The organism is Pseudomonas sp. S2_B07, from assembly GCF_054668435.1.
In genome coordinates this window covers 1396128-1421721 of sequence record NZ_CP162769.1, presented here as the reverse complement: position 1 = coordinate 1421721, position 25594 = coordinate 1396128, and the positions used below count along the sequence as shown (strand labels likewise).

Annotated in this window: 21 protein-coding genes and 4 tRNA genes; 22 read left to right on the top strand and 3 right to left on the bottom strand. The window is 60.5% G+C overall.

Translation table 11 applies throughout. The features are described from left to right. The first annotated feature begins 22 nt into the window (after positions 1–22). The 20 genes from leuB to AB4N43_RS06520 all read left to right on the top strand — a co-directional run bounded on the left by leuB (position 23) and on the right by AB4N43_RS06520 (position 22325). The gene (leuB, locus tag AB4N43_RS06615) at positions 23–1105 is read left to right on the top strand and encodes a 3-isopropylmalate dehydrogenase (protein ID WP_194939771.1); all 1083 of its coding nucleotides are present in this window, start codon (positions 23–25) and stop codon (positions 1103–1105) included. A gap of 66 nt (positions 1106–1171) precedes the next feature. Next, positions 1172–2284: an aspartate-semialdehyde dehydrogenase gene (asd, locus tag AB4N43_RS06610; protein ID WP_027921588.1), complete on the top strand. Its 1113-nt coding sequence runs from the start codon at positions 1172–1174 to the stop codon at positions 2282–2284. Between the two features lie 266 nt (positions 2285–2550). Further along, the gene (locus AB4N43_RS06605) at positions 2551–3561 is read left to right on the top strand and encodes an aspartate-semialdehyde dehydrogenase (protein ID WP_059181208.1); all 1011 of its coding nucleotides are present in this window, start codon (positions 2551–2553) and stop codon (positions 3559–3561) included. A 208-nt stretch (positions 3562–3769) separates the two neighbouring features. Then, positions 3770–6403, top strand: a complete 2634-nt coding sequence (locus AB4N43_RS06600; protein WP_460153589.1) for a FimV/HubP family polar landmark protein — start codon at positions 3770–3772, stop codon at positions 6401–6403. A 307-nt stretch (positions 6404–6710) separates the two neighbouring features. Next, positions 6711–7535, top strand: coding sequence for a tRNA pseudouridine(38-40) synthase TruA (truA, locus tag AB4N43_RS06595; protein ID WP_027921585.1), 825 nt, complete (start codon positions 6711–6713; stop codon positions 7533–7535). Positions 7536–7598: 63 nt separating this feature from the next. Further along, positions 7599–8222, top strand: coding sequence for a phosphoribosylanthranilate isomerase (locus AB4N43_RS06590; RefSeq protein ID WP_027921584.1), 624 nt, complete (start codon positions 7599–7601; stop codon positions 8220–8222). Between the two features lie 209 nt (positions 8223–8431). After that, positions 8432–9352 (top strand): acetyl-CoA carboxylase, carboxyltransferase subunit beta, encoded by a 921-nt coding sequence (accD, locus tag AB4N43_RS06585; protein WP_027921583.1) that lies wholly within the window; start codon positions 8432–8434, stop codon positions 9350–9352. Then, entirely contained in the window at positions 9349–10656 is a 1308-nt protein-coding gene (folC, locus tag AB4N43_RS06580; RefSeq protein WP_027921582.1) for a bifunctional tetrahydrofolate synthase/dihydrofolate synthase, read from the top strand. Before accD ends, folC begins: the two co-directional genes overlap by 4 nt. Next, positions 10640–11293, top strand: coding sequence for an SPOR domain-containing protein (locus AB4N43_RS06575; RefSeq protein WP_059181205.1), 654 nt, complete (start codon positions 10640–10642; stop codon positions 11291–11293). Before folC ends, AB4N43_RS06575 begins: the two co-directional genes overlap by 17 nt. Before the next feature lie 274 nt (positions 11294–11567). Then, positions 11568–12128, top strand: a complete 561-nt coding sequence (locus AB4N43_RS06570; RefSeq protein ID WP_027921580.1) for a CvpA family protein — start codon at positions 11568–11570, stop codon at positions 12126–12128. 41 nt (positions 12129–12169) lie between these two features. Further along, positions 12170–13675 (top strand): amidophosphoribosyltransferase, encoded by a 1506-nt coding sequence (purF, locus tag AB4N43_RS06565; RefSeq protein WP_010456022.1) that lies wholly within the window; start codon positions 12170–12172, stop codon positions 13673–13675. Between the two features lie 64 nt (positions 13676–13739). Continuing rightward, positions 13740–14951: an O-succinylhomoserine sulfhydrylase gene (locus AB4N43_RS06560; protein WP_059181204.1), complete on the top strand. Its 1212-nt coding sequence runs from the start codon at positions 13740–13742 to the stop codon at positions 14949–14951. Further along, on the top strand, positions 14948–15724 hold the full coding sequence (locus AB4N43_RS06555) for an SDR family oxidoreductase (RefSeq protein ID WP_194939767.1): 777 nt from the start codon (positions 14948–14950) through the stop codon (positions 15722–15724). The genes AB4N43_RS06560 and AB4N43_RS06555 overlap by 4 nt, the downstream gene beginning before the upstream one ends. 181 nt (positions 15725–15905) lie before the next feature. Continuing rightward, positions 15906–15981: transfer RNA gene (locus AB4N43_RS06550), tRNA-Val, on the top strand. A gap of 53 nt (positions 15982–16034) precedes the next feature. Continuing rightward, a tRNA-Asp gene (locus AB4N43_RS06545) sits at positions 16035–16111 on the top strand. 92 nt (positions 16112–16203) lie between these two features. After that, positions 16204–16280 (top strand) — tRNA-Asp (locus tag AB4N43_RS06540). A gap of 470 nt (positions 16281–16750) precedes the next feature. Further along, positions 16751–19582, top strand: a complete 2832-nt coding sequence (locus AB4N43_RS06535; protein WP_027921577.1) for a xanthine dehydrogenase family protein molybdopterin-binding subunit — start codon at positions 16751–16753, stop codon at positions 19580–19582. Then, positions 19575–20114, top strand: coding sequence for a (2Fe-2S)-binding protein (locus tag AB4N43_RS06530; RefSeq protein ID WP_027921576.1), 540 nt, complete (start codon positions 19575–19577; stop codon positions 20112–20114). The genes AB4N43_RS06535 and AB4N43_RS06530 overlap by 8 nt, the downstream gene beginning before the upstream one ends. Positions 20115–20116: 2 nt before the next feature. Further along, on the top strand, positions 20117–21352 hold the full coding sequence (locus AB4N43_RS06525) for a c-type cytochrome (RefSeq protein WP_460153586.1): 1236 nt from the start codon (positions 20117–20119) through the stop codon (positions 21350–21352). A gap of 1 nt (position 21353) precedes the next feature. Then, positions 21354–22325 carry an XdhC family protein gene (locus tag AB4N43_RS06520; RefSeq protein WP_460153584.1) on the top strand — a complete coding sequence of 324 codons (972 nt, stop codon included), beginning with the start codon at positions 21354–21356 and terminating at the stop codon, positions 22323–22325. 49 nt (positions 22326–22374) lie between these two features. Here AB4N43_RS06520 and AB4N43_RS06515 read toward each other — a convergent pair whose 3' ends face one another. After that, positions 22375–23658: an NAD(P)/FAD-dependent oxidoreductase gene (locus AB4N43_RS06515; RefSeq protein WP_027921573.1), complete on the bottom strand. Its 1284-nt coding sequence runs from the start codon at positions 23656–23658 to the stop codon at positions 22375–22377. Positions 23659–23841: 183 nt separating this feature from the next. Here AB4N43_RS06515 and AB4N43_RS06510 point away from each other — a divergent pair. Beyond that, positions 23842–23918: transfer RNA gene (locus tag AB4N43_RS06510), tRNA-Val, on the top strand. Between the two features lie 90 nt (positions 23919–24008). Here the strand turns inward: AB4N43_RS06510 and AB4N43_RS06505 are convergent. After that, on the bottom strand, positions 24009–24635 hold the full coding sequence (locus tag AB4N43_RS06505) for a tyrosine-type recombinase/integrase (RefSeq protein WP_460153582.1): 627 nt from the start codon (positions 24633–24635) through the stop codon (positions 24009–24011). Positions 24636–24641: 6 nt separating this feature from the next. Beyond that, positions 24642–24791, bottom strand: coding sequence for a hypothetical protein (locus tag AB4N43_RS06500; RefSeq protein ID WP_460153580.1), 150 nt, complete (start codon positions 24789–24791; stop codon positions 24642–24644). A 248-nt stretch (positions 24792–25039) separates the two neighbouring features. Between AB4N43_RS06500 and AB4N43_RS06495 the strand changes: the two genes are divergently transcribed. Next, positions 25040–25399 carry a hypothetical protein gene (locus tag AB4N43_RS06495; RefSeq protein ID WP_460153578.1) on the top strand — a complete coding sequence of 120 codons (360 nt, stop codon included), beginning with the start codon at positions 25040–25042 and terminating at the stop codon, positions 25397–25399. Positions 25400–25594: the final 195 nt, after the last annotated feature.

Sequence of the window (25594 nt, the reverse complement as noted above, 5' to 3'; positions counted from 1 at the left end):
CGACTGATGACATGAGGAAAGCATGAGCAAGCAGATTCTGATTCTCCCAGGTGACGGTATTGGCCCGGAAATCATGGCCGAAGCGGTCAAGGTGCTGGAATTGGCCAGCGACAAGTTCTCCCTGGGCTTCGAGCTGAGCCACGACGTGATCGGCGGCGCTGCCATCGACAAGCACGGCGTGCCATTGGCCGACGAAACCCTGGAGCGCGCCCGCGCCGCCGACGCTGTGCTGCTGGGTGCCGTGGGCGGCCCGAAGTGGGACACCATCGAGCGTGACATCCGCCCTGAGCGCGGTCTGTTGAAAATCCGTGCGCAACTGGGCCTGTTCGGCAACCTGCGTCCGGCGATCCTGTACCCGCAACTGGCCGAGGCTTCGAGCCTGAAGCCGGAAATCGTCGCCGGCCTGGACATCCTGATCGTCCGTGAGCTGACCGGGGGTATTTACTTCGGCGCGCCACGCGGCACCCGCACCCTGGAAAACGGCGAGCGTCAGTCCTACGACACCCTGCCGTACAGCGAAAGCGAAATTCGCCGCATCGCCCGCGTCGGCTTCGACATGGCCATGGTGCGCGGCAAAAAGCTCTGCTCGGTGGACAAGGCCAACGTATTGGCGTCCAGCCAGTTGTGGCGTGAAATCGTCGAGGAAGTGGCCAAGGATTACCCGCAAGTCGAACTGAGCCACATGTACGTCGACAACGCCGCCATGCAGCTGGTGCGAGCACCGAAGCAGTTCGACGTGATCGTCACCGACAACATGTTCGGCGACATCCTGTCCGACCAGGCCTCGATGCTCACCGGTTCCATCGGTATGCTGCCGTCGGCGTCCCTGGACACCAACAACAAGGGCATGTACGAGCCGTGCCACGGTTCGGCGCCGGACATCGCCGGCAAGGGCATCGCCAACCCGTTGGCGACCATTTTGTCGGTGTCGATGATGTTGCGTTACAGCTTCAACCAGCAGGCTGCAGCCGATGCCATCGAGAAAGCCGTGAGCCTGGTCCTGGACCAAGGCCTGCGCACGGGCGACATCTGGTCGGCAGGTTGCACTAAAGTCGGTACGCAGGAAATGGGTGACGCAGTAGTCGCCGCGCTGCGGAATCTGTAATCTCTCGGGCCCGCTGCGAAATTCAATACAAAGCAGCGGCCCACTTTTTAAGAAGGTGTAGTTGCGATGAAACGTGTAGGTCTGATCGGTTGGCGCGGTATGGTCGGTTCCGTGCTCATGCAGCGGATGCTGGAAGAGCAGGATTTCGATCTTATCGAGCCGGTGTTTTTCACCACTTCCAATGTCGGTGGCCAAGGCCCGTCCGTGGGCAAGGACATTGCTCCGCTCAAGGACGCTTACAGCATTGAAGAGCTGAAAACCCTTGACGTGATTCTGACCTGCCAGGGTGGCGACTACACCAGCGAAGTGTTCCCCAAGCTGCGTGAAGCCGGCTGGCAGGGTTACTGGATCGACGCCGCTTCCAGCCTGCGCATGCAGGATGACGCGGTCATCGTCCTGGACCCGGTCAACCGCAAGGTCATCGACCAGCAGCTGGATGCGGGCACCAAGAACTACATCGGCGGCAACTGCACCGTCAGCCTGATGCTGATGGGCCTGGGCGGCCTGTTCGAAGCCGGTCTGGTCGAGTGGATGAGTGCCATGACCTATCAGGCGGCCTCCGGTGCCGGCGCGCAGAACATGCGTGAACTGATCAAGCAAATGGGCGCGACCCACGCCGCTGTTGCTGATCAACTGGCCGACCCGGCCAGCGCGATCCTCGACATCGACCGTCGTGTGGCCGAAGCCATGCGCAGCGAAGCGTACCCGACCGAAAACTTCGGCGTACCACTGGCCGGCAGCCTGATCCCATGGATCGACAAGGAACTGCCGAACGGTCAGAGCCGTGAAGAGTGGAAGGCCCAGGCTGAAACCAACAAGATCCTTGGTCGCTTCAAGAGCCCGATTCCGGTCGACGGTATCTGCGTGCGCATCGGCGCCATGCGTTGCCACAGCCAGGCGCTGACCATCAAACTGAACAAAGACGTGCCGATCGCCGACATCGAAGGACTGATCAGCCAGCACAACCCTTGGGTCAAACTGGTACCGAACAACCGCGACATCAGCATTCAGGAACTGAGCCCGACGAAAGTCACTGGCACCCTGAACGTGCCGGTGGGCCGTCTGCGCAAGCTGAACATGGGTTCGCAATTTGTCGGTGCTTTCACCGTCGGCGACCAACTGCTATGGGGCGCGGCCGAACCGCTGCGTCGCATGCTGCGGATTCTGCTTGAGCGTTGATCGGTTGAAGTAATGAAGAAACCCGTGCCTTGAAAGAGGTGCGGGTTTTTTTATTCCTGTAGCAACTGGCGAAGCCTGCGTTCGGCTGCGCAGCAGTCGTAAAACCTGAGTGTGCGGTTCTTCTGAATGATCGGGGATCCCCAAAGCGAGGACTTCGTCCTCGAACGCAGCCTTCGGCAGCGGCTGCAAGGTTTCGCGCGTCGAATTGCCTGTATCCCCACCACCCGGTAAAGTGCCGCTCCCCCCGTTTCGCCTGAGGTAGAACCATGAGCCAGTCCTTTGATATCGCCGTCGTCGGCGCCACCGGTACTGTCGGCGAAACGCTCGTGCAGATTCTTGAAGAGCGCGACTTCCCGGTCGGCGACTTGCACCTGCTGGCGAGCAGCGAATCGGCCGGTCATTCGGTACCGTTTCGCGGCAAGAACGTACGGGTGCGAGAGGTCGATGAGTTCGATTTCAGTAAAGTCCAGTTGGTGTTTTTCGCCGCCGGCCCGGCAGTAACCCTCAGTTTCGCCTCCCGCGCGACCGCTGCCGGTTGCTCGGTGATCGACCTGTCTGGCGCTTTGTCGGCTGATCAGGCGCCGCAAGTGGTGCCTGAAGCCAATGCCGAAATCCTCGCGACGTTGAAAAAGCCCTTTCAGGTCAGCAGCCCAAGCCCGTCCGCCACCACCCTGGCCGTGGTACTGGCGCCGTTGCTTTCGGTGATTGACCTGCAACGGGTCAACGTCACCGCCAGCCTGGCGGTCTCCGCCCAAGGTCGCGAAGCGGTGAAGGAGCTGGCCCGGCAAACCGCCGAGCTGCTCAATGTGCGCCCGCTGGAGCCAACTTTCTTCGATCGGCAGATGGCGTTCAACCTGTTGGCTCAGGTCGGCAAACCGGATGAGCAGGGCCATACGCTGCTGGAAAAACGTCTGGTGCGTGAGTTGCGTCAGGTGATTGCGCGGCCTCAATTAAAGATTTCCGTCACTTGCATTCAAGCCCCGGTGTTTTTTGGCGATAGCTTTAGCGTGACCTTGCAGTCAGGGAGCGCTGTCGACCTGGCGAAAGTCAACGCGGCGCTGGAAGATGCACCCGGTATCGAGCTGGTTGAAGCCGGCGATTATCCGACCGCAGTGGGCGATGCGGTAGGGCAGGACGTGGTGTACGTCGGTCGGGTTCGCAGCGGTGTCGACGACCTGTCGGAACTTAATCTGTGGCTGACGTCAGATAACGTACGCAAAGGCGCCGCGCTCAATGCTGTGCAGGTGGCTGAATTGTTGATAAAAGACCAGCTGTAAAAGATACTTGGCAACAATTCACAGAATGATTCTAGCCGGGCGCTATGCTTGGCCGCACTGCTGAAGGAAAGCCCCTCGATGGGGCTTTGCGGGGCAGGCAAGAAATGATCGCGCGCGATGACACTTCGACGCCGCGCGCAATGCCTTACGGCAGCGACTATCAATACCTTCTCGCTGGCCGAGGAATGTTCAAACAAAGGATGAGGCTATGGTTCAAGTTCGCAAACTGGTGTTAGCAATTGCGGCCGCCTCGGCGCTGTCATCCGGTATGGCGCATGCCCTCGGGCTCGGGGAACTGACCCTGAAGTCGACGCTGAACCAACCCCTGGTGGCGGAAATCGAGCTGCTCGACGTCAAGGATCTTACGGCCGCCGAAGTGGTGCCGAGCCTGGCCTCGCCTGAAGATTTCGCCAAGGCCGGTGTCGACCGTCAGGCCTTTCTCAATGACCTGACCTTCACCCCTGTGCTTAACGCCAGCGGTAAAAGCATCCTGCGTGTGACTTCCAGCAAGCCCCTGTCTGAACCGATGGTGAAATTCCTGGTTCAGGTCATGTGGCCTAACGGTCGCCTGCTGCGTGATTACAGCGTACTGCTCGATCCGTCCAAATTCTCGCCGCAGACCGCTGAAGCGGCTGCGCAGTCAGCGCCAACTTCAAACGTTGCTGCGCCGGTGACGGGTGCCAGCAAACCGGCTCAATACACCACCACCCCGCGCGATACCCTGTGGGAAATCGCTGCGAAGGCGCGTAACGGTGGTTCGGTTCAGCAAACCATGCTGGCCATTCAGGCACTGAACCCGGATGCCTTTATCGACGGCAACATCAACCGGCTGAAAACCGGCCAGGTGCTGCGCATGCCGGATCAGGCGCAAGCCACCACGCTGCCGCAACCCAAGGCAATCGCTGAAGTGGCCGCGCAGAACACCGCGTGGCGCCAGGGGCGTCGTTATGTGGCGAAACCCGGCACCGGGCAGCAACAACTCGATGCCACCAAGCGCGGTCGTGCTGACGCCGGTAGTGCAGAACCTGCCAAGGACAAGCTGAGCCTGGTCTCTGCCGAATCCGGCAAGGCCGGTGGTAAAGGTGTCGCGGGCGATGCCAAGAACCTGAGCAACAAATTGGCTGTGACCCAGGAAAGCCTCGACACGACCCGTCGTGACAACGCTGAACTGAAAAGTCGCATGACCGATCTGCAAAGCCAGTTGGACAAGCTGCAAAAACTGATCGAACTGAAGAACAATCAGCTGGCCAGGATGCAGGCAGAAGGCGCGGCGGGTGCACCTGCTGCTGCGACTGAGACCGCTCCGGCCATGTCGGCTGAGTTGGCAGCCAACCCTGCGCCGGCACCGGCTGAGGTGGCGCCGGCTCCGGCGGCGGCCCCTGAAGTGACACCGGCACCTGCCGAGCCGGCAATCGAGCCGACACCAGCGGTCTCCGACGACCAGAAGTTCAACGAACTACTGACCAATCCGATCCTGCTGGGCCTGATCGGTGGCGGTGCGGTGGTGTTGGCACTCTTGCTGCTGTTGCTGGCGCGTCGCCGCAAAGCCCAGCAAGAAGCCGAGAAACATCTGCGCATGGCCCGTGCGTTGTCTGAAGAACAGAACATGTCCTTCGACAACGACCTGCCGGAAAGCAGCTTCGAAGGCCTGGAAGTGCCGCCGCCTAGCGTGAAGCTCGCCACTGCGCCGACGCCTGCACCGGCTCCTGCACCTGCACCTGCTCCTAAGCCAGCGCCTGCACCAGTTGTGATGACTACGCCGATTGCAGCACCTCTGGTGTCGCCGGCTGGCGAGCGTGATGACGACGTGCTGACCAAGGCGCAGTCGCACATTGCTGCGGGTCGTCTGAACCAGGCTGCCGCGTTGCTGGAAGACGGTATCAAGCAAGAGCCGCAGCGCAGTGACCTGCGTTTGAAGCTGATGGAAGTGTACGGTCAGCAAGGCGACCGTGATGCGTTTGTGGGCCAGGAGCGCCAACTGGTCGCTAACGGCGATAACTTCGCCCAAGTCGAAAAACTCAAGACCCGTTTCCCGGCCATGGCCGTGGTTGCCGCCAGTGGCCTGGCTGCGGCCGCCATCGCTGCGGAACTGGATGCGCAGTACGTCAAGGACCTGCTGTTGGACGAGCCGCAAGCGCCGGCAGCCGCAGCCGATGACGACTTCGACAGCGCGTTCGACCTGAGCCTGGACGACCTGGAAGCCGCTTCCCCGGCTGTGGTTGCGCCTGAGGCAGACGTGTCGACCGAGCTGGACGAATTCCCGCTGGATGACGATTTGAGCTTTGAATCGGTGCTGCAGCAGCAAACCGACATCAAGGACAACCTCGACGACCTGTCGGACTTCGATCTGGACATGGACCTGGGTGCAGACCCGACGCCGGCCATGCTCGTTGAAGACGGCTTCCTGCTGGACCTGGACGAAGGCGTGAAAGACTTTCCGGTCGTGCCTGAAGCGCCTCAGGACGATCTGGAATTACCTGCCGATTTTGACCTGTCGCTGGCGGATGAAATGGACGCGGCTCCGGCCAAGCCTGCCATCGCTGATGTTCCGGATGACTTTGAAGCAGAACTGGATGACGTCAACGCCGAACTGGATCGTCTGTCCCAGAGCATTGGCGAGCCGCGCTTCACCGCAGAAGATGCCCTGGCGTCGGCGGCGGATGAGCCGGACTTCGACTTCCTCTCCGGCACGGATGAAGTCGCTACCAAACTCGATCTGGCCCAGGCCTACATCGACATGGGCGACAACGATGGTGCTCGGGACATCCTCAATGAGGTGGTAACCGAGGGTGATGCCGGGCAGAAGAGCGAAGCCAAGGAAATGCTTTCGCGTCTGGTTTGAGTGACCCGTCAGCAGTAAATAAAACGGCAGCCCATTGAGGTTGCCGTTTTTGTTTGAGTGGTGAGCAAGTGGGTGTCTGGTCTTTTGCTATCGTCGGAACGCCGCCCGGTGCCAGCTCGCTCCCACAGTGGATTTGCGCTGTTCACAGACCCCCTGTGGGAGCGAGCTTGCTCGCAATGAGGCCCTGACATTCGCCGCCGATGCTGAAGCCACTCTGGCGTCTCGGTCCGGCGGCCTTATAATGCCCGCCTTTGCGTAGATCAGCAGGCTGTACCCCTTGGCAAATATAGATAATCCGGCTGCGGAAATGGCGGCCGACGGCTTTTACCGGATCGCATTGGGCGTTGAATACAAAGGCTCGCGTTATCGCGGCTGGCAGCGCCAGGCCTCCGGTGTGCTCACGGTGCAGGAAACCCTTGAGAAAGCCTTGTCCAAAGTCGCCGACTCACCGGTGTCGCTGCTGTGCGCCGGGAGAACGGACGCAGGCGTGCATGCCTGTGGTCAGGTGGTGCATTTCGATACCCAGGTCGAGCGGTCGATGAAGGCCTGGGTCATGGGCGCCAACATCAATTTGCCCCACGACGTCAGCGTCAGTTGGGCCAAGGTCATGCCGGCGCATTTCCATGCGCGGTTCAAGGCCATTGCCCGGCGTTACCGCTACGTGATCTACAACGATCAGATCCGCCCGGCGCACCTCAACGAAGAAATCACCTGGAACCACCGTCCGCTGGACGTCCAGCGCATGGCCGAGGCCGCGCAGTACCTGGTCGGCACCCATGATTTCAGTGCGTTCCGCGCCGGTCAGTGCCAGGCCAAATCGCCGATCAAGGAATTGCATCACCTGCGCGTCACCCGTCACGGCAAGATGATTGTGCTGGATATCCGTGCCAGCGCGTTCCTGCACCACATGGTGCGCAACATTGCCGGCGTGCTGATGACCATCGGTGCCGGCGAGCGCCCGGTGGAGTGGATGAAGGAAGTGCTGGAAAGCCGCATTCGCCGATCTGGCGGGGTCACCGCACATCCGTTTGGCCTGTATCTGGTGCAGGTCGAGTACCGCGACGAGTTCGAATTGCCCGAGCGTTACATCGGCCCACACTTCCTGACCGGTTTCACGGAACTTGACGGCTGACGCCCTCGAACGCATTTGTTACCATCCGGGACTTTCCCGGAATTGCCCTGAGGATTTATCGACATGTCAGCCGTTCGCAGCAAGATTTGCGGGATTACCCGCATAGAAGATGCGTTGGCGGCGGTCGAGGCCGGGGCCGATGCCATCGGATTTGTGTTCTACGCCAAAAGCCCGCGGGCCGTGACGTTCCAGCAGGCGCGCGACATCATCAAGGCGCTGCCGCCGTTCGTCACCACCGTGGGGTTGTTCGTCAATGCCAGCCGCTGCGAACTGGGCGAATTACTCGATGCCGTACCGCTGGACCTGTTGCAGTTCCATGGTGACGAAACGGCCGCCGATTGCGAAGGCTGGCACCGTCCGTACATCAAGGCGCTGCGGGTCAAGGCCGGAGACGACATCGCGGCAGCCTGCGATGCATTCCCCAGTGCGAGCGGAATCCTGCTCGACGCCTACGTTGAAGGCGTGCCGGGCGGAACCGGTGAAGCATTCGACTGGTCTCTGATACCGCAAGGCTTGAACAAGCCGATCATTCTGGCGGGCGGTCTGACCCCGGATAACGTCGCCGGGGCGATTGCCCGGGTCCGGCCTTATGCGGTGGACGTCAGCGGTGGGGTAGAGGCGAGCAAGGGCATCAAGGATCACGCAAAGATTCAGGCGTTCATCAAAGCGGTACGCGGTAGTACATAGAGGATGTGACGGCTGGCAGACTGCCGCCGTCCCAAAATGCACTGCGCTGCACAAAGCAGGCACGGCTGAGGGTTGATGGGTTGTACGCAGGTCGCGTTTCGCTGACCCGGCCATCCACCGACCATCGCCACACACATGAATTTAGCTCAAGGGCATACGCGGGGCTGCGAACCAGAGTGTTCGGGCCGCCGGTACTGGAGAAAGAAAGCATGAGCAACTGGTTAGTAGACAAACTGATCCCTTCGATCATGCGTTCCGAGGTCAAGAAGAGCTCGGTGCCTGAAGGTCTGTGGCACAAATGCCCGTCTTGCGAGGCTGTGCTGTATCGTCCGGAGCTGGAAAAGACCCTGGACGTTTGCCCCAAGTGCAACCACCACATGCGTATCGGCGCCCGCGCCCGCATTGATATCTTCCTCGACGCTGAAGGCCGTGCCGAACTGGGTGCTGACCTGGAGCCGGTTGACCGTCTGAAATTCCGCGACGGCAAGAAGTACAAGGATCGCCTGACCGCCGCCCAGAAGCAGACGGGCGAAAAAGACGCACTGATCTCCATGAGCGGCACCTTGCTGGGCATGCCGGTTGTCGTGTCGGCATTCGAATTTTCCTTCATGGGTGGTTCGATGGGTGCCATCGTCGGTGAGCGTTTTGTTCGCGCCGCCAACTACGCCCTGGAAAACAAATGTCCGATGATCTGCTTCGCCGCTTCCGGTGGTGCGCGGATGCAGGAAGCCCTGATCTCCCTGATGCAAATGGCCAAGACCTCGGCGGTACTGGCGCGTCTGCGTGAAGAAGGCATTCCGTTCATCTCCGTACTGACTGACCCGGTCTACGGCGGTGTTTCCGCTAGTCTGGCGATGCTTGGCGACGTGATCGTCGGTGAGCCGAAAGCCCTGATCGGCTTTGCCGGTCCGCGCGTGATCGAGCAAACCGTGCGTGAAAAGCTGCCGGAAGGCTTCCAGCGCAGCGAATTCCTGCTGGAGCACGGCGCCATCGACATGATCATTCACCGTCAGGAACTGCGTCCGCGCCTGGGTAACCTGCTGGCACAAATGATGGGCCTGCCGACGCCGAAATTCGTCGCTGCGCCAATCGAGCCGATCGTTGTACCGCCGGTACCTGCGAACATATGACCGAGCGTACCCTTGGCGAGTGGCTCGCCTACCTTGAGCAATTGCACCCTTCGGCCATCGACATGGGGCTGGAGCGCTCGCAACAGGTAGCGTCCCGCATGGGGCTGGGCAAGCCGGCGCCGCGGGTGATCACGGTCACCGGCACCAACGGCAAGGGTTCTACCTGCGCATTCGTGGCTTCATTGCTACGGGCGCAAGGCCTGAATGTGGGTGTCTACAATTCTCCGCACCTGCTGCGCTACAACGAGCGGGTGCAGGTCAATGGCGTCGAAGCCTCTGACGCCGAGCTGTGCGAAGCCTTTGCGGCTGTCGAAGCCGGTCGTGGCGACACCTCTCTGACGTACTTCGAAATGGGCACCCTGGCGGCATTCTGGCTGTTTCAACAGGCCGGGCTTGATGCGGTGGTGCTGGAAGTCGGTCTGGGCGGGCGTCTGGACACGGTCAACGTGGTTGATGCCGACATGGCGCTGGTCACCAGCATCGGCGTCGACCATGCGGACTATCTGGGTGATACCCGTGAGTCCGTGGCCTTTGAGAAGGCCGGCATTTTCCGTCAGGGTGCGCCTGCGCTCTGTGGCGATCTGAATCCTCCACAACCTCTGCTGGATAAGGCGCGCGAGCTCAATTGCCCGTTTTTCCTGCGTGGGCGCGATTTTGACCTCGGCATCACCGATCACAACTGGCAATGGCGCGGCCTGGATGCTCAAGGGTGTGCGGTCGAACTGCGCGATCTGCCGTTGCTTGATCTGCCAATGGAAAACGCGGCGTTGGCGTTGCAGGCCTATCTGCTGCTCGGTTTGCCGTGGGTAGATTCACAGATTATTGATGCGCTGAAAGCGACGCGGGTGGTGGGTCGTCTCGACCGCCGTCAGTTCGACTGGCAGGGCAAGCGTTTGAACCTGCTGCTGGATGTGGGGCATAACCCGCATGCCGCCGAATATCTGGCGCGGCGTCTGGCCAGCCGTCCACCGGTCGGCAAGCGTCTGGCGGTGTTCGGTTTGCTGGCTGACAAGGATCTGGATGGTGTTGTCGGTGAATTGAATGCTAGTGTCCAGCACTGGGCCGTTGCGCCGCTGGATTCTCCGCGAGCGCGACCGGTTGCCGATTTGCAGGCAGCGTTGCAGAACGTTGGCGCGTCGGTAACGTCCTATGGCAGCGTGGCGGCCGCCCTGGAAGGGCAGAGCGCGCTGGCGACGAGCGACGACGAGATTCTGCTGTTCGGATCATTTTATTGTGTCGCCGAGGCCCTCGAATGGCTGGCCCGGCGCTCCACGGAGGAAGCGGCAAATGGCATTGCTGGATAAGGCCTACAAACAACGCATGGTTGGCGCGCTGGTGCTGGTGGCGCTGGCGGTAATTTTCCTGCCGATGCTGTTTTCCCGTCAGGATGAGCAGCGTCAGGTGGTGGTCGACGCCCCCACTGCGCCGCATGCCCCGGCGGTGCCGCAAGTGCAGGTCGAGCCAGTCGTGGTGCCTGAGCCGCAAGCGCTGCCTCAAGAGCCGGTGCCGAGCGATGATGAAATCGCTCAGCAAGAGGCGCCGACGGCACCGATTGCGCCGGCGGTCCCTGTAGCCCCGGCGCCTGCTGCCAAACCGGTCGCGCCTGCGCCAGCCGCCAAGGCTACGACGCCACCGGCCCAGCCGATCGCGGCAGCGCCGACTAAACCGGATACCACTCAAAGTCGCATCGATGCCAATGGCCTGTCGGTCAGCTGGTCGGTGCAAGTGGCCAGTCTGTCGAGCCGAGAAAACGCCGAAAGCCTGCAGAAAGACCTGCGCAGTCAGGGCTACAATGCTTACATTCGATCCTCTGACGGTAAAAACAGAGTGTTTGTCGGGCCGCTGATCGAGCGCGCCGAAGCCGACCGTCTGCGTGATTTGCTGGACCGCCAGAAGAAGCTCAAGGGCTTTGTCGTGCGATTCCAGCCAGAACGCGGCTAAAACCGACACCTTAATCTGTGTAGCAGCTGTCGAGCCCGCGAGGCAGCGTCTGGCGGCGAAGCGGCCGTAATCCCGGCCTCCGCGGTTTGTCTTTCACACCCAATTACCTGATTTTACGGCGGCTGCGCACCCGAACGCAGGCTTCGCCAGCTGCTCCAGGGTTGGGTGCGGTTTAAAACTATCGCCCCGATTTGAAAAGCACTGACAATCGCAGCTTACCGATAGCCATGCGCTCTGCTAAAATGCGCCGCCTTATCCGTCTGTAGGCTGCACTGTGCCATTTACCTGGGTTGACTGGGCGATCGTTGCAATCGTCGCCATCTCCGCATTGATCAGTCTGAGCCGCGGCTTCGTCAAAGAAGCACTGTCGCTGGTGACCTGGATCATCGCAGGAGCTGTTGCCTGGATGTTCGGTGGTTCATTGTCCGAGTACCTCGCCGGATACATTCAAACACCGTCGGCTCGTGTGATCACGGGCTGTGCCATCATGTTTGTTGCCACGTTAATCGTAGGCGCAATGATCAATTATCTTATCGGCGAATTGGTTCGCGTCACCGGGCTATCCGGGACCGATCGATTCCTCGGCATGGCCTTCGGCGCCGCGCGTGGCGTGTTGCTGGTGGTCGTGGCGGTCGGGCTGTTGAGCCTGGGGCCGGTACAGCAGGACGGGTGGTGGAAAGAGTCACAGCTCGTGCCAAAATTTCTATTGGTCGCAGACTGGTCCAAAAACCTGATTCTCGGGTGGAGCAGTCAGTGGCTTGCCAGCGGTATCAGCGTACCCGCTGAGATACCGTTCAAGGATCAACTCTTGCCGATGGCCAAAACGCCTCAGTGAGTGTTGTTCAGTTCAGATCCATTAAGTAGGGGTTGCGTCGCATGTGTGGCATCGTCGGTATCGTCGGTAAGTCGAACGTCAATCAGGCGCTGTATGACGCGCTAACCGTCCTCCAGCACCGCGGCCAGGACGCTGCCGGTATCGTGACCAGCCATGATGGCCGGTTATTCCTGCGCAAGGACAACGGCCTGGTACGTGACGTGTTCCATCAGCGTCACATGCAGCGCCTGGTCGGCCACATGGGCATTGGCCATGTGCGTTACCCGACCGCAGGCAGCTCGACGTCGGCTGAAGCTCAGCCGTTCTACGTCAACTCGCCTTACGGCATCACGTTGGCGCACAACGGTAACCTGACCAACGTTGAACAACTGGCCAAGGAGATTTACGAATCTGACCTGCGCCACGTCAACACCAACTCCGACTCGGAAGTCCTGCTGAACGTGTTCGCTCACGAGCTGGCCCAGCGCGGCAAGTTGCAGCCAACCGAAGAAGACGTGTTCGCCGCGGTGACTGACGTGCACAACCGTTGCGTTGGTGGCTACGCGGTCGTGGCGATGGTGACCGGTTACGGCATCGTCGGTTTCCGTGACCCGCACGGCATCCGCCCGATCGTCTTCGGTCAGCGTCACACCGACGAAGGCGTCGAGTACATGATTGCCTCCGAAAGCGTCTCCCTGGACGTGCTCGGTTTCACCCTGATTCGCGACCTGGCACCGGGCGAAGCGGTCTACATCACTGAAGACGGCAAGCTGCACACCCGTCAGTGCGCGACGAACCCGTCCCTGACCCCTTGCATCTTCGAGCACGTCTACCTGGCACGTCCGGATTCGATCATCGACGGCGTGTCGGTCTATAAGGCCCGTCTGCGCATGGGTGAGAAGCTCGCCGAGAAGATCCTGCGCGAACGTCCTGAACACGACATCGACGTGGTGATCCCGATCCCGGACACCAGCCGCACCGCAGCTCTGGAGCTGGCGAACCACTTGGGCGTCAAGTTCCGCGAAGGCTTCGTGAAGAACCGCTACATCGGCCGGACCTTCATCATGCCGGGCCAGGCTGCACGGAAAAAATCCGTACGCCAGAAACTCAACGCGATCGAACTGGAATTCCGTGGCAAGAACGTGATGCTGGTGGACGACTCGATCGTTCGCGGCACGACGTGCAAGCAGATCATCCAGATGGCTCGCGAAGCCGGCGCCAAAAACGTCTACTTTTGCTCCGCCGCACCGGCCGTTCGTTACCCGAACGTCTACGGCATCGACATGCCGAGCGCTCACGAGCTGATCGCCCACAACCGTTCGACCCAGGACGTTGCTGACCTGATCGGCGCTGACTGGTTGATCTATCAGGACTTGCCTGACTTGATCGAAGCGGTCGGTGGCGGCAAGATCAAGATCGAGAAGTTCGATTGCGCAGTGTTCGATGGCCAATACGTCACCGGCGACGTCGACGAGGCTTACCTGAACAAGATCGAGCAGGCACGTAACGATGCCTCCAAGGTCAAGACGCAGGCAGTCAGTGCGATCATTGATCTGTACAACAACTGAGTAACTACCGGCCCTGAGGGGCCGGTTTTGTATCTACTAAACGAGTAAGGCAAGGAGTGAGAGCATGAGTCAGGATTGGGATGCCGGTCGGCTGGACAGCGACCTCGAAGGCGTAGCGTTCGATACCCTGGCCGTACGCGCCGGTCAGCACCGCACGCCGGAAGGCGAACACGGTGATCCGATGTTCTTCACTTCCAGCTACGTCTTCCGTACCGCTGCCGACGCGGCGGCACGCTTTGCCGGTGAAGTGCCGGGCAACGTTTACTCGCGCTACACCAACCCGACCGTGCGGGCGTTCGAAGAGCGCATCGCCGCGCTGGAAAGCGCCGAGCAAGCCGTGGCCACAGCCACCGGCATGGCCGCGATCATGGCGGTGGTGATGAGTTTGTGCAGCGCCGGTGATCATGTGCTGGTTTCGCGCAGTGTGTTCGGTTCGACCATCAGCCTGTTCGAAAAGTACTTCAAGCGCTTCGGCATCGAAGTCGATTACGTGCCTCTGGCGGATTTGTCCGGTTGGGGCGCGGCAATCAAGACCAACACCAAATTGCTGTTTGTCGAGTCGCCATCCAACCCGTTGGCCGAGCTGGTGGATATCGCCGCGCTGGCGGAAATCGCTCACGCCAAAGGCGCGATGCTGGTGGTCGACAACTGCTTCTGCACGCCAGCGTTGCAGCAGCCGCTGAAGATGGGCGCGGACATCGTCGTGCACTCGGCTACCAAGTTCATCGACGGCCAGGGCCGTTGCATGGGCGGCGTCGTGGCTGGTCGCAGCGAGCAGATGAAAGAGGTGGTCGGTTTCCTGCGCACCGCGGGGCCAACCCTGAGCCCGTTCAATGCCTGGATCTTCCTCAAGGGGCTCGAAACCCTGAACCTGCGGATGAAGGCGCATTGCGCCAATGCCCAGGAACTGGCCGAGTGGCTGGAGCAGCAGGACGGCATCGAGAAAGTCCATTACGCCGGTCTGAAAAGTCACCCGCAGCACGAACTCGCCCAGCGTCAGCAGAAAGGTTTCGGCGCGGTGGTCAGCTTTGAGGTCAAGGGCGGCAAAGAGGGCGCCTGGCGCTTTATCGATGCGACCCGTCTGATTTCGATCACGGCCAACCTCGGTGATACCAAGACCACCATTACTCACCCGAGCACCACCTCCCACGGCCGTCTGGCGCCGCAAGAGCGTGAAGCCGCGGGCATTCGTGACAGCCTGATCCGCATTGCGGTCGGCCTGGAAGACGTGGCTGACCTGCAAGCCGATCTGGCGCGCGGGTTGGCGGCCTTGTGATCGAGTTGTCCACGCCGACCTCCGGGTCCAATGGTCGTGTCGCGCTGGTCACCGGCGCGGCGCGAGGCATCGGTCTGGGGATCTCGGCCTGGCTGATCAGCGAAGGCTGGCAGGTGGTGCTGAGCGACCTGGACCGGGTGCGCGGTTCGAAAGTGGCGAAGGTGCTGGGCGACAATGCCTGGTTTATCGCCATGGACGTCTCGAACGAAGGGCAGGTGGCGCTGGGGGTTGCCGAAGTGCTGGGGCAGTTCGGGCGCCTGGATGCACTGGTGTGCAACGCCGCGGTGGCCGATCCGCACAACATCACCCTGGAAAGCCTCGATCTGGCTTACTGGAATCGTGTGTTGGCGGTGAACCTCAGCGGGCCGATGTTGTTGGCCAAGCACTGTGCGCCGTATCTGCGCGCGCACAGCGGCGCGATCGTCAACCTGGCCTCGACCCGCGCCGGGCAGTCGGAACCCGACACAGAGGCTTACGCGGCCAGCAAGGGCGGACTGTTGGCGTTGACTCACGCCTTGGCCATCAGCCTTGGGCCGGAAATCCGTGTGAATGCCGTCAGTCCGGGCTGGATCGATACCCGGGATCCTTCCGTGCGGCGTGCCGAGCCACTGACCGATGCCGATCATGCCCAGCATCCGGCGGGCAGGGTGGGGGCGGTTGAAGACGTGGCGGCGATGGTGGCCTGGTTGCTGTCGAAGAATGCCGGATTCGTCACGGGCCAGGAGTTTGTGGTCGACGGTGGCATGACCAAGAAGATGATTTACGAGCAGTGAGAAGCCGTTTCAAGCTTCAAGCTGCAAGTTAAGGCTCGACAGTGTCATGCCGGCTTCACGCGTGACGGCTTCCACTTGTGGCTTGAAGCTTGCCTCTGGCAGCTGTTTTGAAAAAACTTCAATCCTGCTATTGACTTAGGTTCGGTACCTGCGTAAATTTCGCGGCCTCGGAGATGCAAACGGGTGATTAGCTCAGCTGGGAGAGCGTCTGCCTTACAAGCAGAATGTCGGCGGTTCGATCCCGTCATCACCCACCACTTCCGAGATACTTGCGAAAGCAAGAGGTAGGCTGAAATGCCTCCACCGACGCGCAGCGGTAGTTCAGTCGGTTAGAATACCGGCCTGTCACGCCGGGGGTCGCGGGTTCGAGTCCCGTCCGCTGCGCCATATTTTCCGAGTCAGATTTATCTGGTTCGAGATTGAAAAGCTTCTGAGTTTTCAATCAGACGAGTTACTTGGATGAAAGTCCAAAGCGATACGCAGCGGTAGTTCAGTCGGTTAGAATACCGGCCTGTCACGCCGGGGGTCGCGGGTTCGAGTCCCGTCCGCTGCGCCATATCTGCTACAAGGCCCACTGAACGCCTTGGAGCTACGAAGAAAACTGCTGGTTTTGCCAGTGTTACTTCGAGTCGATAGCAAAGACCCTGGTCGAAAGACCGGGGTTTTTTGTGTCTGGAATTTGGCTTTTTCTCCTCTTGCAGTGTCCCTTGCCGGGCCATCCTGGCCGCCTTCTTCTATGCTGCCTCAAAGGTTGTCGCGACGACGCCGTCCGGCCGGGCTGACCTTGGCGTTGCATTCGCTTGCCTGCTCAATTCTGTGCACTGAAAACACAGTATTTTGATTCGCTGGTCAGTTTTTTTGTGTGGGGCTGTTTGCCGCAGGCGCATAAGCCTATAAACTTAACCTTTCGGTCAGCTTTGCACTGTCATTTCAGCCCTTCGTTTCGTCAAAAAGGGCTTCTGCACGACTCGAGATTTCCAGAACATAACCAGAAGGGCGGGTCTATAACCGCCCAGAGGATGATCCATGTCCAACCGTGAAATATCCCGGCGCTCGTTCCTTCAGGGCGGGCTGGTGGCAGGTGTGAGCGTGACGCTCACGCCGCTCAGCAGTCAGGCGCTCGCTGCCTTGATGGAAAACAGCGTGACCGTGCCGTCCGAGCAATGGCTCGGCAACAACGGCAAGGCGCGCACGCGTAACGATGCCTTGTCGAAGGTCTGCGGCAGCAAAGTCTTTGCCCGCGACATCCGCGCCAAGGACATGCCGGGCTGGCCGCAGCAGCAAGGCCACGCCATGCTGCTGAAAACCATCAAGGCCGACCGCATCTACGCGGGCATGGAACTGTCGTGGCTCGGTGCCGAATTGCAGCCAGACCGCATCGTCACCGCCGCTGACCTGGAAAAGGACGGCATCGTCTTCCCGGAGGAGCATGCGCCGGATCCGCTGTTGCCGGAAGGCAAGGTGCCGATGTTTATCGGTCACCCGGTGGCCATCCTGATCTGGAACGACTTCGAGCGTTTCCGCCAGGCCAAGGCCAAACTCAAATTCAATGACAAAGCGATTCGTTACGGTGCTCAAGTGCCGTTCTACGAAGGCGATCCCTACGGCAGCTTCCGCTATGTGCGGGTGGGCGGTGCGACCTCGGCGGACGAAGACGAATTCGCCAGCCTCAAGGATTCGATCCTGTTTCCGATGCTGAAAAACCGTCGTCCGGTGTGGAATTCCCAACCGAACCTGCACGGCAACCTGACCGAGCGTGGATTGTTCTACGCCGATCGCATGAAACAGCAGATCGACACGCCGCCGGACAACTGGCTGGTGTTCGACGAGCGCTACAAAACCCCTTCGATCGAACCGGCCGCGATGGAGCCGGACAACGGCAATGGTTGGTACGACCCGGCAACCAAGACCCTGCATTTCGTGGTGGCGACCCAGTGCCCATTGGAAGCAGCGACCGAGACCGCGAAGATGATCGCGCCGTCGCGCTTCGGCCTGGCGAACCTGAACATGCACCCGGGTTACACCGTCGGTTACGGTTCCAAAGACCACAACATTTTCGTCTACTACGCCGCCCTCGCGGCGCTGTATGGCGCCGGTGTGCCGGTGCGTCTGGCCAACGACCGCTATGAGCAATTCCAGAGCGGCATCAAGCGTCACCCGTTCGACATCCGCTACCAATTGGCCGTGGACAAGACCGATCACAGCTTCAAGATTTTCCGCGCCGAAATGAGCGTCGACGGCGGTGGCCGGGTCAACTACAGCCCCTCCGTGGCGGCCGTTGGCGCCACGGCGGCGCAGTCGATCTACTACATGCCGCAGAACGATTTGCAGGTCACGGCCTACCATTCCCGCGCCGTTGAAGCCGGCTCGATGCGTGGTTACGGCACCCTGCAAAGCATGGCGTCCACCGAGATGATGGTCGACGAAATTGCCGGTCGCCTCGGCATCGACGCCATCGACCTGCGCAAGAAAAATGCCATGGTTTCGGGCATGAAAAACACCCAGGGCGCGGTGCCGGCGGGTGCGTTGCGCTTGCACGAGATTCTCGACAAGGCCGCCGTTCACGACGTCTGGAAAAACCGCGACGCGATCAAAAAGCAGCGCGAAGCGCAGGATCCGGACAATTGGTACGGCGTCGGTTTCGCCATCTGCCAAAAAGACTTCGGCACGGGCTCTGAAGCGCCGATGGCGAGCATCGAGTTCACTGCTCAGGGGCACATCACACTGCGCCACATCGGTATCGAAATCGGCACGGGCATGTCGACCTCGCAAGCCTTGGTCGTGGCCGATTTCCTCGGCATCGCGGCGACGGAAGTGAAGACCGGCGAGACTGAATGGAAAGAGTTGCAGCTGATCAGCGGCGGCAACCCTTACATCATGAGTCAGGCCGAACAGGACAGCCTGCTGCGCAATCCGCGCTGGGTCGGCAAGATCGCCTCGGCGTCGTCGGCCACCAACTCTGCCTACTATTTTAGCCACGCCACCCGTGAAGCGGCGCGTGTGCTGTTCAACCACGGCTTGTGGCCGGCAGCGCTGCAGATCTGGAGCCAGGGCCCTTACGGTGGTTCGGCCAACCCTTACGTGGTGCGTCGCGAAGATGCGCATTGGGTCGACGGCAAACTCACCGCCAACGGCATGCAGCCGCTGAGCTTTGAGCAGTTGGCCAAGCACGCTCACGAGAAGGGCCTGGTCACCGGCGCGACCGTGCACGGTTTCAACCGCTGGAGCTGGGCCGAGGCCGAGTTCAGCATCGACGGCGTGCGTGAACGTCTGCCGCTCGACGGCCTGGCGGTCAAGTACGGCGACGGCGCGCCGAGCGTGAAAAAGGCGCAAATGAACAGCGCCGGTTTCCACCTGCTGGATCGCCAGAACGTGCACTACCCGGACACGCAGTTGAACAACGCGGCAGTGACTTACTACAGCCCGGTCGCGACGCTGGTGGAAGTGAAAGTCAACAAGGGTTCGGCCGAAGTGCAAGTGCTCAACCATCACTCGTGGGTCGAGTGCGGTCGAGTGCTGGTGGAAGAGCTGGTCAAGGGCCAGATCGAAGGCGGGATTGCCATGGGTATCGGCCATGCGCTGATGGAAGAGATGCCGCTGTACGAAGGCGGGCCGGGGGAGGGTGACTGGAACTTCAACCGTTACCGCTTGCCGATGGCGCGCCACGTGGCGGTCTGGAAGCAGACGGCTGAAATCCTGCCGCCGCTGTCGCCGAGCGATCCATCGAAGGGCATCGCCGAAGTGGTGATGATCCCGGTGGTGGGCGCCATCGGTAACGCCGTGGCACACGCCATCGGCAAACGGGTCCGCGACCTGCCTATTACTTCTGCACGCATCAAGGAGGCCCTCAATGGCTAACCGTCCGCTTCAACTGACCCTCAACGGTCAATCCGTCGGCCCGGTGGAAATCCCTGATGACCTGCCGATGATCGATTACCTGCACGAATACAAAAACCTCACTGGCTCCCGCTTGGGCTGCGGTCAGGGCATCTGCCACGCCTGCGTTGTGATCGTCGACAACCCGGATGGCACCAGCGAAGAAGTACGCACCTGCATCACTGGCGCGCACTATTTCGAAGGCAAGAAAGTACGCACTATCGAAGGCCATGCGAAGCGCGACGAGGAAGGCAAAGTCACTGAGCTGAACCCGATCCAGCAGCGCTTCGTCGACGAATTCGCTTTCCAGTGCAGCTACTGCGCACCGGGGTTCGTGAATGCCGCGACCGTGCTGGTGGAGAAGTTGCAGCGTCAGCCGATCGTCAAAAGCCAGCTGGAAAAAGTCATCGAGGACAGCCTCGGTCACCACATCTGCCGCTGCACGGGCTACGTGCGTTATTACAGCGCGACACGTAACGTGCTGACCGATCTCGGCCTGGTCAAGGAGGGTTAAGCATGAAGCAACTACTTTCCCGCCTGGCATTGGCGGTCGGTCTGGCTGCGCCGGTGTTGCTGGCGCACGCGGAAGATCAGGTCAAGCGCGGCGAATACCTCGCCCGCGCCGCTGATTGCATGGCCTGCCACACCGCGCCGGGTGGCGCGCCGTACGCGGGTGGTCTGCCGATTGTCTCGCCGTTCGGTACGATCTACGGCACCAACATCACCCCGAGCAAAGAGCACGGCATCGGCCTCTACAGCGATGACGAATTCTTCGCCGCGCTGACCGAAGGCAAGCGCCGTGACGGCGCCAACCTGTACCCGGCGATGCCGTACACCTCGTATCACTTGATTCCGCGTGACGACTCGGACGCGATTCACGCGTACCTGAAAACCGTCGAGCCGATCGAGCGTGCAGCGCCAGTCACCAGCCTCAGTTTTCCGTTCAACGTGCGCCTGGGCCTGATGGGCTGGAACATGCTCTACGGCAAAGACGTGAAGCTTTCGTCCACCGAGGGCAAAAGCGATGCCTATAAGCGCGGCCAGTACATGGTCGACGTGCTCGGCCACTGCGGCGAATGCCACACCCCGCGCGGTTTGCCGGGCGCGATGCAGCAGGACAAGCGCCTGACCGGTGGCCTGCTCAATGGCTATCTGGCACCGAGCCTGCTGGCCAATGACCTCGCGGCTCGCGGCTGGAACCATCAGGACCTGAGCTCGTTCCTCAAGCATGGCATGAGCGCCCAGGGCACGATGTTCAACGAGATGTTTCCGGTGTTCCACAACAGCACCCAGGGCCTCAATGACCCGGACCTCGCGGCGATGGCGACCTTCCTGCTCGGCGATCAACCGCCGCAAGCCAAGGTGTTGACTGACGTGCCGTTGGACAAGCTCACCGCCAGCGCTCAACGCGGCCGTCAGGAATACCTGAATGTCTGCGCCGGTTGCCACGCGGTCGGTGGCGAGGGCAAACCGCACATCGCGGTGGCCATGCGCGGCAACACCACGCTGCGCCTGGAAGATCCACGCAACCTGGTGCGGGTGATCGACGACGGTATTGGCGAACAGAAGTTTGCCGGGTTTGAGCATATGCAGCCAATGCCTGGGTTCGCCGAGAAGCTCAGTCACGAGCAACTGACTGATTTGCTGAACTACCTGCGTCAGGGCTGGGGTGGTCAGCCGGATGATCTGGCGGTGAATGACGTGCAGAAGTTGCGGGCTGATGCGCCGCCGCTCGAGCACAAGGCGCACTGATATGCAGCATCTCGATCTGCAAGTCGTGCGCCGGGCGCTGCAATGGTCGTCGGCGGGTCAGCGCGTCTGGCTGTGCACGGTGCTCGCCACCTACGGCTCGGCGCCGCGTGCACCGGGTTCGCTGCTGGCGGTGAACGCTGACGGGCAATGGATCGGTTCGCTGTCGGGTGGCTGTGTCGAGGAGGACTTTCTCGAGCGAGTCGCCGAAGGGGCGTTCCTGGAAGCGGTCAGCGTCGTGCGTTATGGCGAGGGTGATGATCCGCGCTCGCGGGTGAGTCTGCCCTGTGGCGGTGTACTCGATGTGCTGGTGGAGAACCTTGGGCCGGATTGCGAGGTTCAGGCGCATCTGCGAGAACTGGAGTCGGCGTTGTTGGGTCAGCGTCGCCTGATCCGCGAAGTCGATCTGGCCAGCGGTGCGCGCAGCCTGTTCGATGATCGCGAGCAGGGCGTGCGCATCGAGCGTGAGATCGACCGGGTACGCGTGCGGATCGGTGCGGCTCAACGCTTGTTGCTGGCCGGGTATTCCTCGGTTGCGCAGGCGTGTGCAGCGTTCGCCGTCGGGTTGGGTTTCGAAGTGATTCTCTGTGATCCGCGCGACGAGGTGCTGGAAGGCGTGGTGCTGGAAAACGTCGAGATTCGTCGTCAGTTGCCCTCGGTGTTCATTGCTGACGGCGGTTGCCACAGCGACACGGCGGTGGTGGCGTTGACCCACGATCCCCGCATCGACGACCTGGCGATGATGGAAGCGGTGCGTACCGAAGCGTTTTACATCGGTGTGATGGGGTCCATGCAGACATCGCAAAAGCGCTTTGAGCGGTTGCGCAGGATTGGTGGTCTGGGGGAGGCCGAGCTGGCGCGGATTCATGCGCCGATCGGATTGAACCTGGGCAGCAAGACACCGGCTGAAATCGCCCTTGCGGTACTCGCCGATATCCTGCGGATCCGCAGCGGCATTGCACGGGACAAACTGTAAACACCACTCCTACAAAAAAGGGGCCGCATTCAGCGGCCCCTTTTTTGTATCAGTATCCGAATTTGTCCCGCAGTCCGTAGTACCAGGCGCCCAGCGCCGCAAACGGTGTGCGCAGCAATTGTCCGCCAGGGAACGGGTAGTGCGGCAGATCGGCAAACGCATCAAAACGCTCCGCTTGACCTCGCAGCGCCTCGGCCAGCACTTTGCCCGCCAGGTGCGTATACGTCACGCCATGGCCGCTGCAGCCTTGGGAATAGTAGATGTTGTCACCGATCCGTCCGACCTGTGGAAGACGCGACAGAGTCAGCAGGAAATTGCCGGTCCAGGCGTAGTCAATTTTCACGTCCTTGAGTTGCGGGAACGCCTTGAGCATCTTCGGCCGAATGATCGCCTCAATGTTTGCCGGATCCCGCGCGCCATACACCACGCCACCGCCGAAGATAAGGCGCTTGTCACTCGTCAGGCGGTAATAGTCGAGCAGGTAATTGCAGTCTTCGACGCAGTAATCCTGCGGCAGCAGGTTGTTCGCCAATTCCTCGCCCAGCGGTTCGGTGGTAATCACCTGAGTCCCGCAAGGCATCGATTTGGCTGCCAGCTCCGGCACCAGGTTGCCGAGGTAAGCATTGCCCGCCACGATGATGAACTTGGCCCTGACCTTGCCCTCTGGCGTATGCACCACCGGATTCGCGCCGCGCTCGATGCGCACTGCTGGCGACTGTTCATAGACAATGCCACCCAGCGACTCAACGGCTGCGGCTTCACCCAGTGCCAGGTTGAGCGGATGAATGTGCCCGCCGCTCATGTCGAGCATGCCCCCGACATACTGATCGCAATTCACCACTTCACGGATACGACGTTGATCCATCAGCTCAAGCTGCGTATGACCGAAACGTTCCCACAGGCGCTTCTGCGATTCCAGATGACCCATCTGCTTGGCCGTGATGGCTGCGAACACGCCACCGTCCTTCAGGTCGCACTGGATATTATATTTGGCGACCCGCTCACGAATGATCCGCCCACCCTCGAACGCCATCTGCCCCAGCAACTGTGCTTGCTTGGGGCCAACGCTGCGCTCGATCACATCGATATCGCGGCTATAGCTGTTGACGATCTGACCGCCGTTACGACCCGACGCGCCAAAACCAACCTTGGCCGCTTCCAGAACCGTTACCTTGAAACCGTTCTCCAGCAGAAACAGGGCAGAGGACAGACCGGTGTAACCGGCGCCGATCACGCAGACATCAGTCTCTACTTCACCCTGCAAGGCCGGGCGCGGCGGAACCGCATTGGCCGATGCGGCGTAATAGGATTCTGGGTAGGGAGTGTTCGCCATCCTGCTGCCTCTGTTTAATATATTTTACGAGTGCCTTGATCCTACCCGAGTTAAAAATCGACCGCCAGCTACCGGAAAATCTTCTTCATCGCTGCAAAATTAAATATTTTGCATATTCATAGGGTTAGCTCGAAAAAAGGTGTTGACACCCCTCCGGAATTCCGTAGAATGCCGCCTCACAGCAGGCACGTAGCTCAGTTGGTTAGAGCACCACCTTGACATGGTGGGGGTCGTTGGTTCGAGTCCAATCGCGCCTACCAAACAAAATCCGCTCTGCTGGGCGGTCTGGAGGGGTCACCGGTAACGGTGACCCCTTTTTGCTTCCTGCCTTTGGGCAAACGACCACCGCGCTACACCTTCAGGTCAGCTTTCACCTTCATATAAACCACTGCGTCATCGCCGTGCCCTGCCTGGCAGTGTTCGGTCATCTTCACGTCCGCGTGCCCCATCAAACCCTGAATGTATTCCTGCTCGAAACCCTGCCGCTCGTACAGCCATGCACCCAGCGCGCGGATCTCGTGGAAGGTGGGACGCTCGCCGACTGGCACGTCGTCGTAGGCGTGTGAATCGTCCCGAGCCTGGGCAAATGACTTGGTCAGGTAATCCGCTGTCACCGCGTTCCAGTGTAGCTTGGCGTCGAGCTGGGAGCGTTTGCGTGCCTTGGGCGAGTAGTGGATCAGGTACGGGTAAACAACCGACGATTTCATGCACTCCAGCACCACCTCCCGAAGCGCCTGGCCCATGACAATCTCCAGGTGCACAGGCTTCCCGTAGTTCTGCGTCATCCCGGGCGACACTTTGATCGTGTTCTGCTCGAGGCCCACGGCCGATTTCGGCCACACCACGATGTCCTCCCGCCGCTGAAGACTCAGTAACCCCAGCCGAATGGCCCGTTTGAGCCAGATCGGTGTCCCGACGTACTCCAGAATCTTGTTCAGTCCCTCAGCCAATGGACGCATGTCGTTCGTGTGCAGCATCAGCGCTTACAGGTGCTTGACGTTGAACCAGGCGCCGTCGTAATTCGCATTGGCACGCTGAAGCGGACTCACCGGGGGCATATTCATCAGTGTTGCCAAATTCTTGGTGTTCGCTTCGTCAACCACGCTGTCGCAGGCCTTCAGAAAATCGTGCATCCGTAAAACCCCAAGTTTGTTTATGTGGCTGCGCGCCATCACGCATTGCAAAATGTTTCTCACAGGCTAAGCGGCGCTGACCGATGGTTTTTGTTCAGCGCAGAGCTCACGAGCAGTGATAAGCCCCTTGGTCAACTCTTCTGCCTTAAACGCAGTCTTTGCGCCCTCATGGAGTAAGCACCGGTGATCTGAATCGGTTGAACGCTGCGAAAGCTGAAATCACTGCGCTCAGCAAAAACGTTATCGATATGACCCGCGAAGACTTCGATGCGACGTTGAACAACCTTCGCCGCATGGGCGCCAGCATCGACGGCGACAATACCTACAAGCGCGACCTGTGCGATTCGATCGTCGGTGCCATGGTGTTCGGCGCGCAGAACAGCAACCCGCCACCGCCTGGCCAATGGCAGCAACGCTTCTGGGACATCGCCCGCGGCGAAGCCGCTGCCCGCGAAGAGCTGATCACGGCTCTGAAACTCACTCGCGAGAACCTGCGCGCCTGCCAAGGAACCATTCATCTGGCCGGAGGATTCGATCCGGCCTATGTGAACGATGCCCAGGCAGCGATGAAGGTCGCAGACGCAGCGCTCGCCAAGTTCGCCCATTAACCACCTTCTGCCGCCACGCGCGGCATGGAGCATCATCATGGCAAAAGTCATTGCCCACATTACGGCTCGGCTGCCGCGCCTCATGGAGGCATTCGATCGCAGCGAGCGCCAGTATAAACGGCCATTTCACAAGGTCTTACAGAGGTGTTGCGTGCATGGGGTGCTCGGGGTCGAGTGTTCGAATCCCTCCGTCCC

Bases quoted from the DNA above. Each gene is read 5' to 3' on its own strand.
- AB4N43_RS06500 (WP_460153580.1), bottom strand. From the start codon at position 24,791: ATGCACGATTTTCTGAAGGCCTGCGACAGCGTGGTTGACGAAGCGAAC.
- AB4N43_RS06505 (WP_460153582.1), bottom strand. From the start codon at position 24,635: ATGCTGCACACGAACGACATGCGTCCATTGGCTGAGGGACTGAACAAG.
- AB4N43_RS06575 (WP_059181205.1), top strand. From the start codon at position 10,640: ATGGCATTGCTGGATAAGGCCTACAAACAACGCATGGTTGGCGCGCTG.
- AB4N43_RS06590 (WP_027921584.1), top strand. From the start codon at position 7,599: ATGTCAGCCGTTCGCAGCAAGATTTGCGGGATTACCCGCATAGAAGAT.
- leuB (WP_194939771.1), top strand. From the start codon at position 23: ATGAGCAAGCAGATTCTGATTCTCCCAGGTGACGGTATTGGCCCGGAA.
- AB4N43_RS06495 (WP_460153578.1), top strand. From the start codon at position 25,040: ATGACCCGCGAAGACTTCGATGCGACGTTGAACAACCTTCGCCGCATG.
- AB4N43_RS06515 (WP_027921573.1), bottom strand. From the start codon at position 23,658: ATGGCGAACACTCCCTACCCAGAATCCTATTACGCCGCATCGGCCAAT.
- AB4N43_RS06530 (WP_027921576.1), top strand. From the start codon at position 19,575: ATGGCTAACCGTCCGCTTCAACTGACCCTCAACGGTCAATCCGTCGGC.
- AB4N43_RS06600 (WP_460153589.1), top strand. From the start codon at position 3,770: ATGGTTCAAGTTCGCAAACTGGTGTTAGCAATTGCGGCCGCCTCGGCG.
- folC (WP_027921582.1), top strand. From the start codon at position 9,349: ATGACCGAGCGTACCCTTGGCGAGTGGCTCGCCTACCTTGAGCAATTG.
- AB4N43_RS06520 (WP_460153584.1), top strand. From the start codon at position 21,354: ATGCAGCATCTCGATCTGCAAGTCGTGCGCCGGGCGCTGCAATGGTCG.
- truA (WP_027921585.1), top strand. From the start codon at position 6,711: ATGGCGGCCGACGGCTTTTACCGGATCGCATTGGGCGTTGAATACAAA.
- AB4N43_RS06525 (WP_460153586.1), top strand. From the start codon at position 20,117: ATGAAGCAACTACTTTCCCGCCTGGCATTGGCGGTCGGTCTGGCTGCG.
- AB4N43_RS06560 (WP_059181204.1), top strand. From the start codon at position 13,740: ATGAGTCAGGATTGGGATGCCGGTCGGCTGGACAGCGACCTCGAAGGC.
- asd (WP_027921588.1), top strand. From the start codon at position 1,172: ATGAAACGTGTAGGTCTGATCGGTTGGCGCGGTATGGTCGGTTCCGTG.
- purF (WP_010456022.1), top strand. From the start codon at position 12,170: ATGTGTGGCATCGTCGGTATCGTCGGTAAGTCGAACGTCAATCAGGCG.
- accD (WP_027921583.1), top strand. From the start codon at position 8,432: ATGAGCAACTGGTTAGTAGACAAACTGATCCCTTCGATCATGCGTTCC.
- AB4N43_RS06605 (WP_059181208.1), top strand. From the start codon at position 2,551: ATGAGCCAGTCCTTTGATATCGCCGTCGTCGGCGCCACCGGTACTGTC.
- AB4N43_RS06535 (WP_027921577.1), top strand. From the start codon at position 16,751: ATGTCCAACCGTGAAATATCCCGGCGCTCGTTCCTTCAGGGCGGGCTG.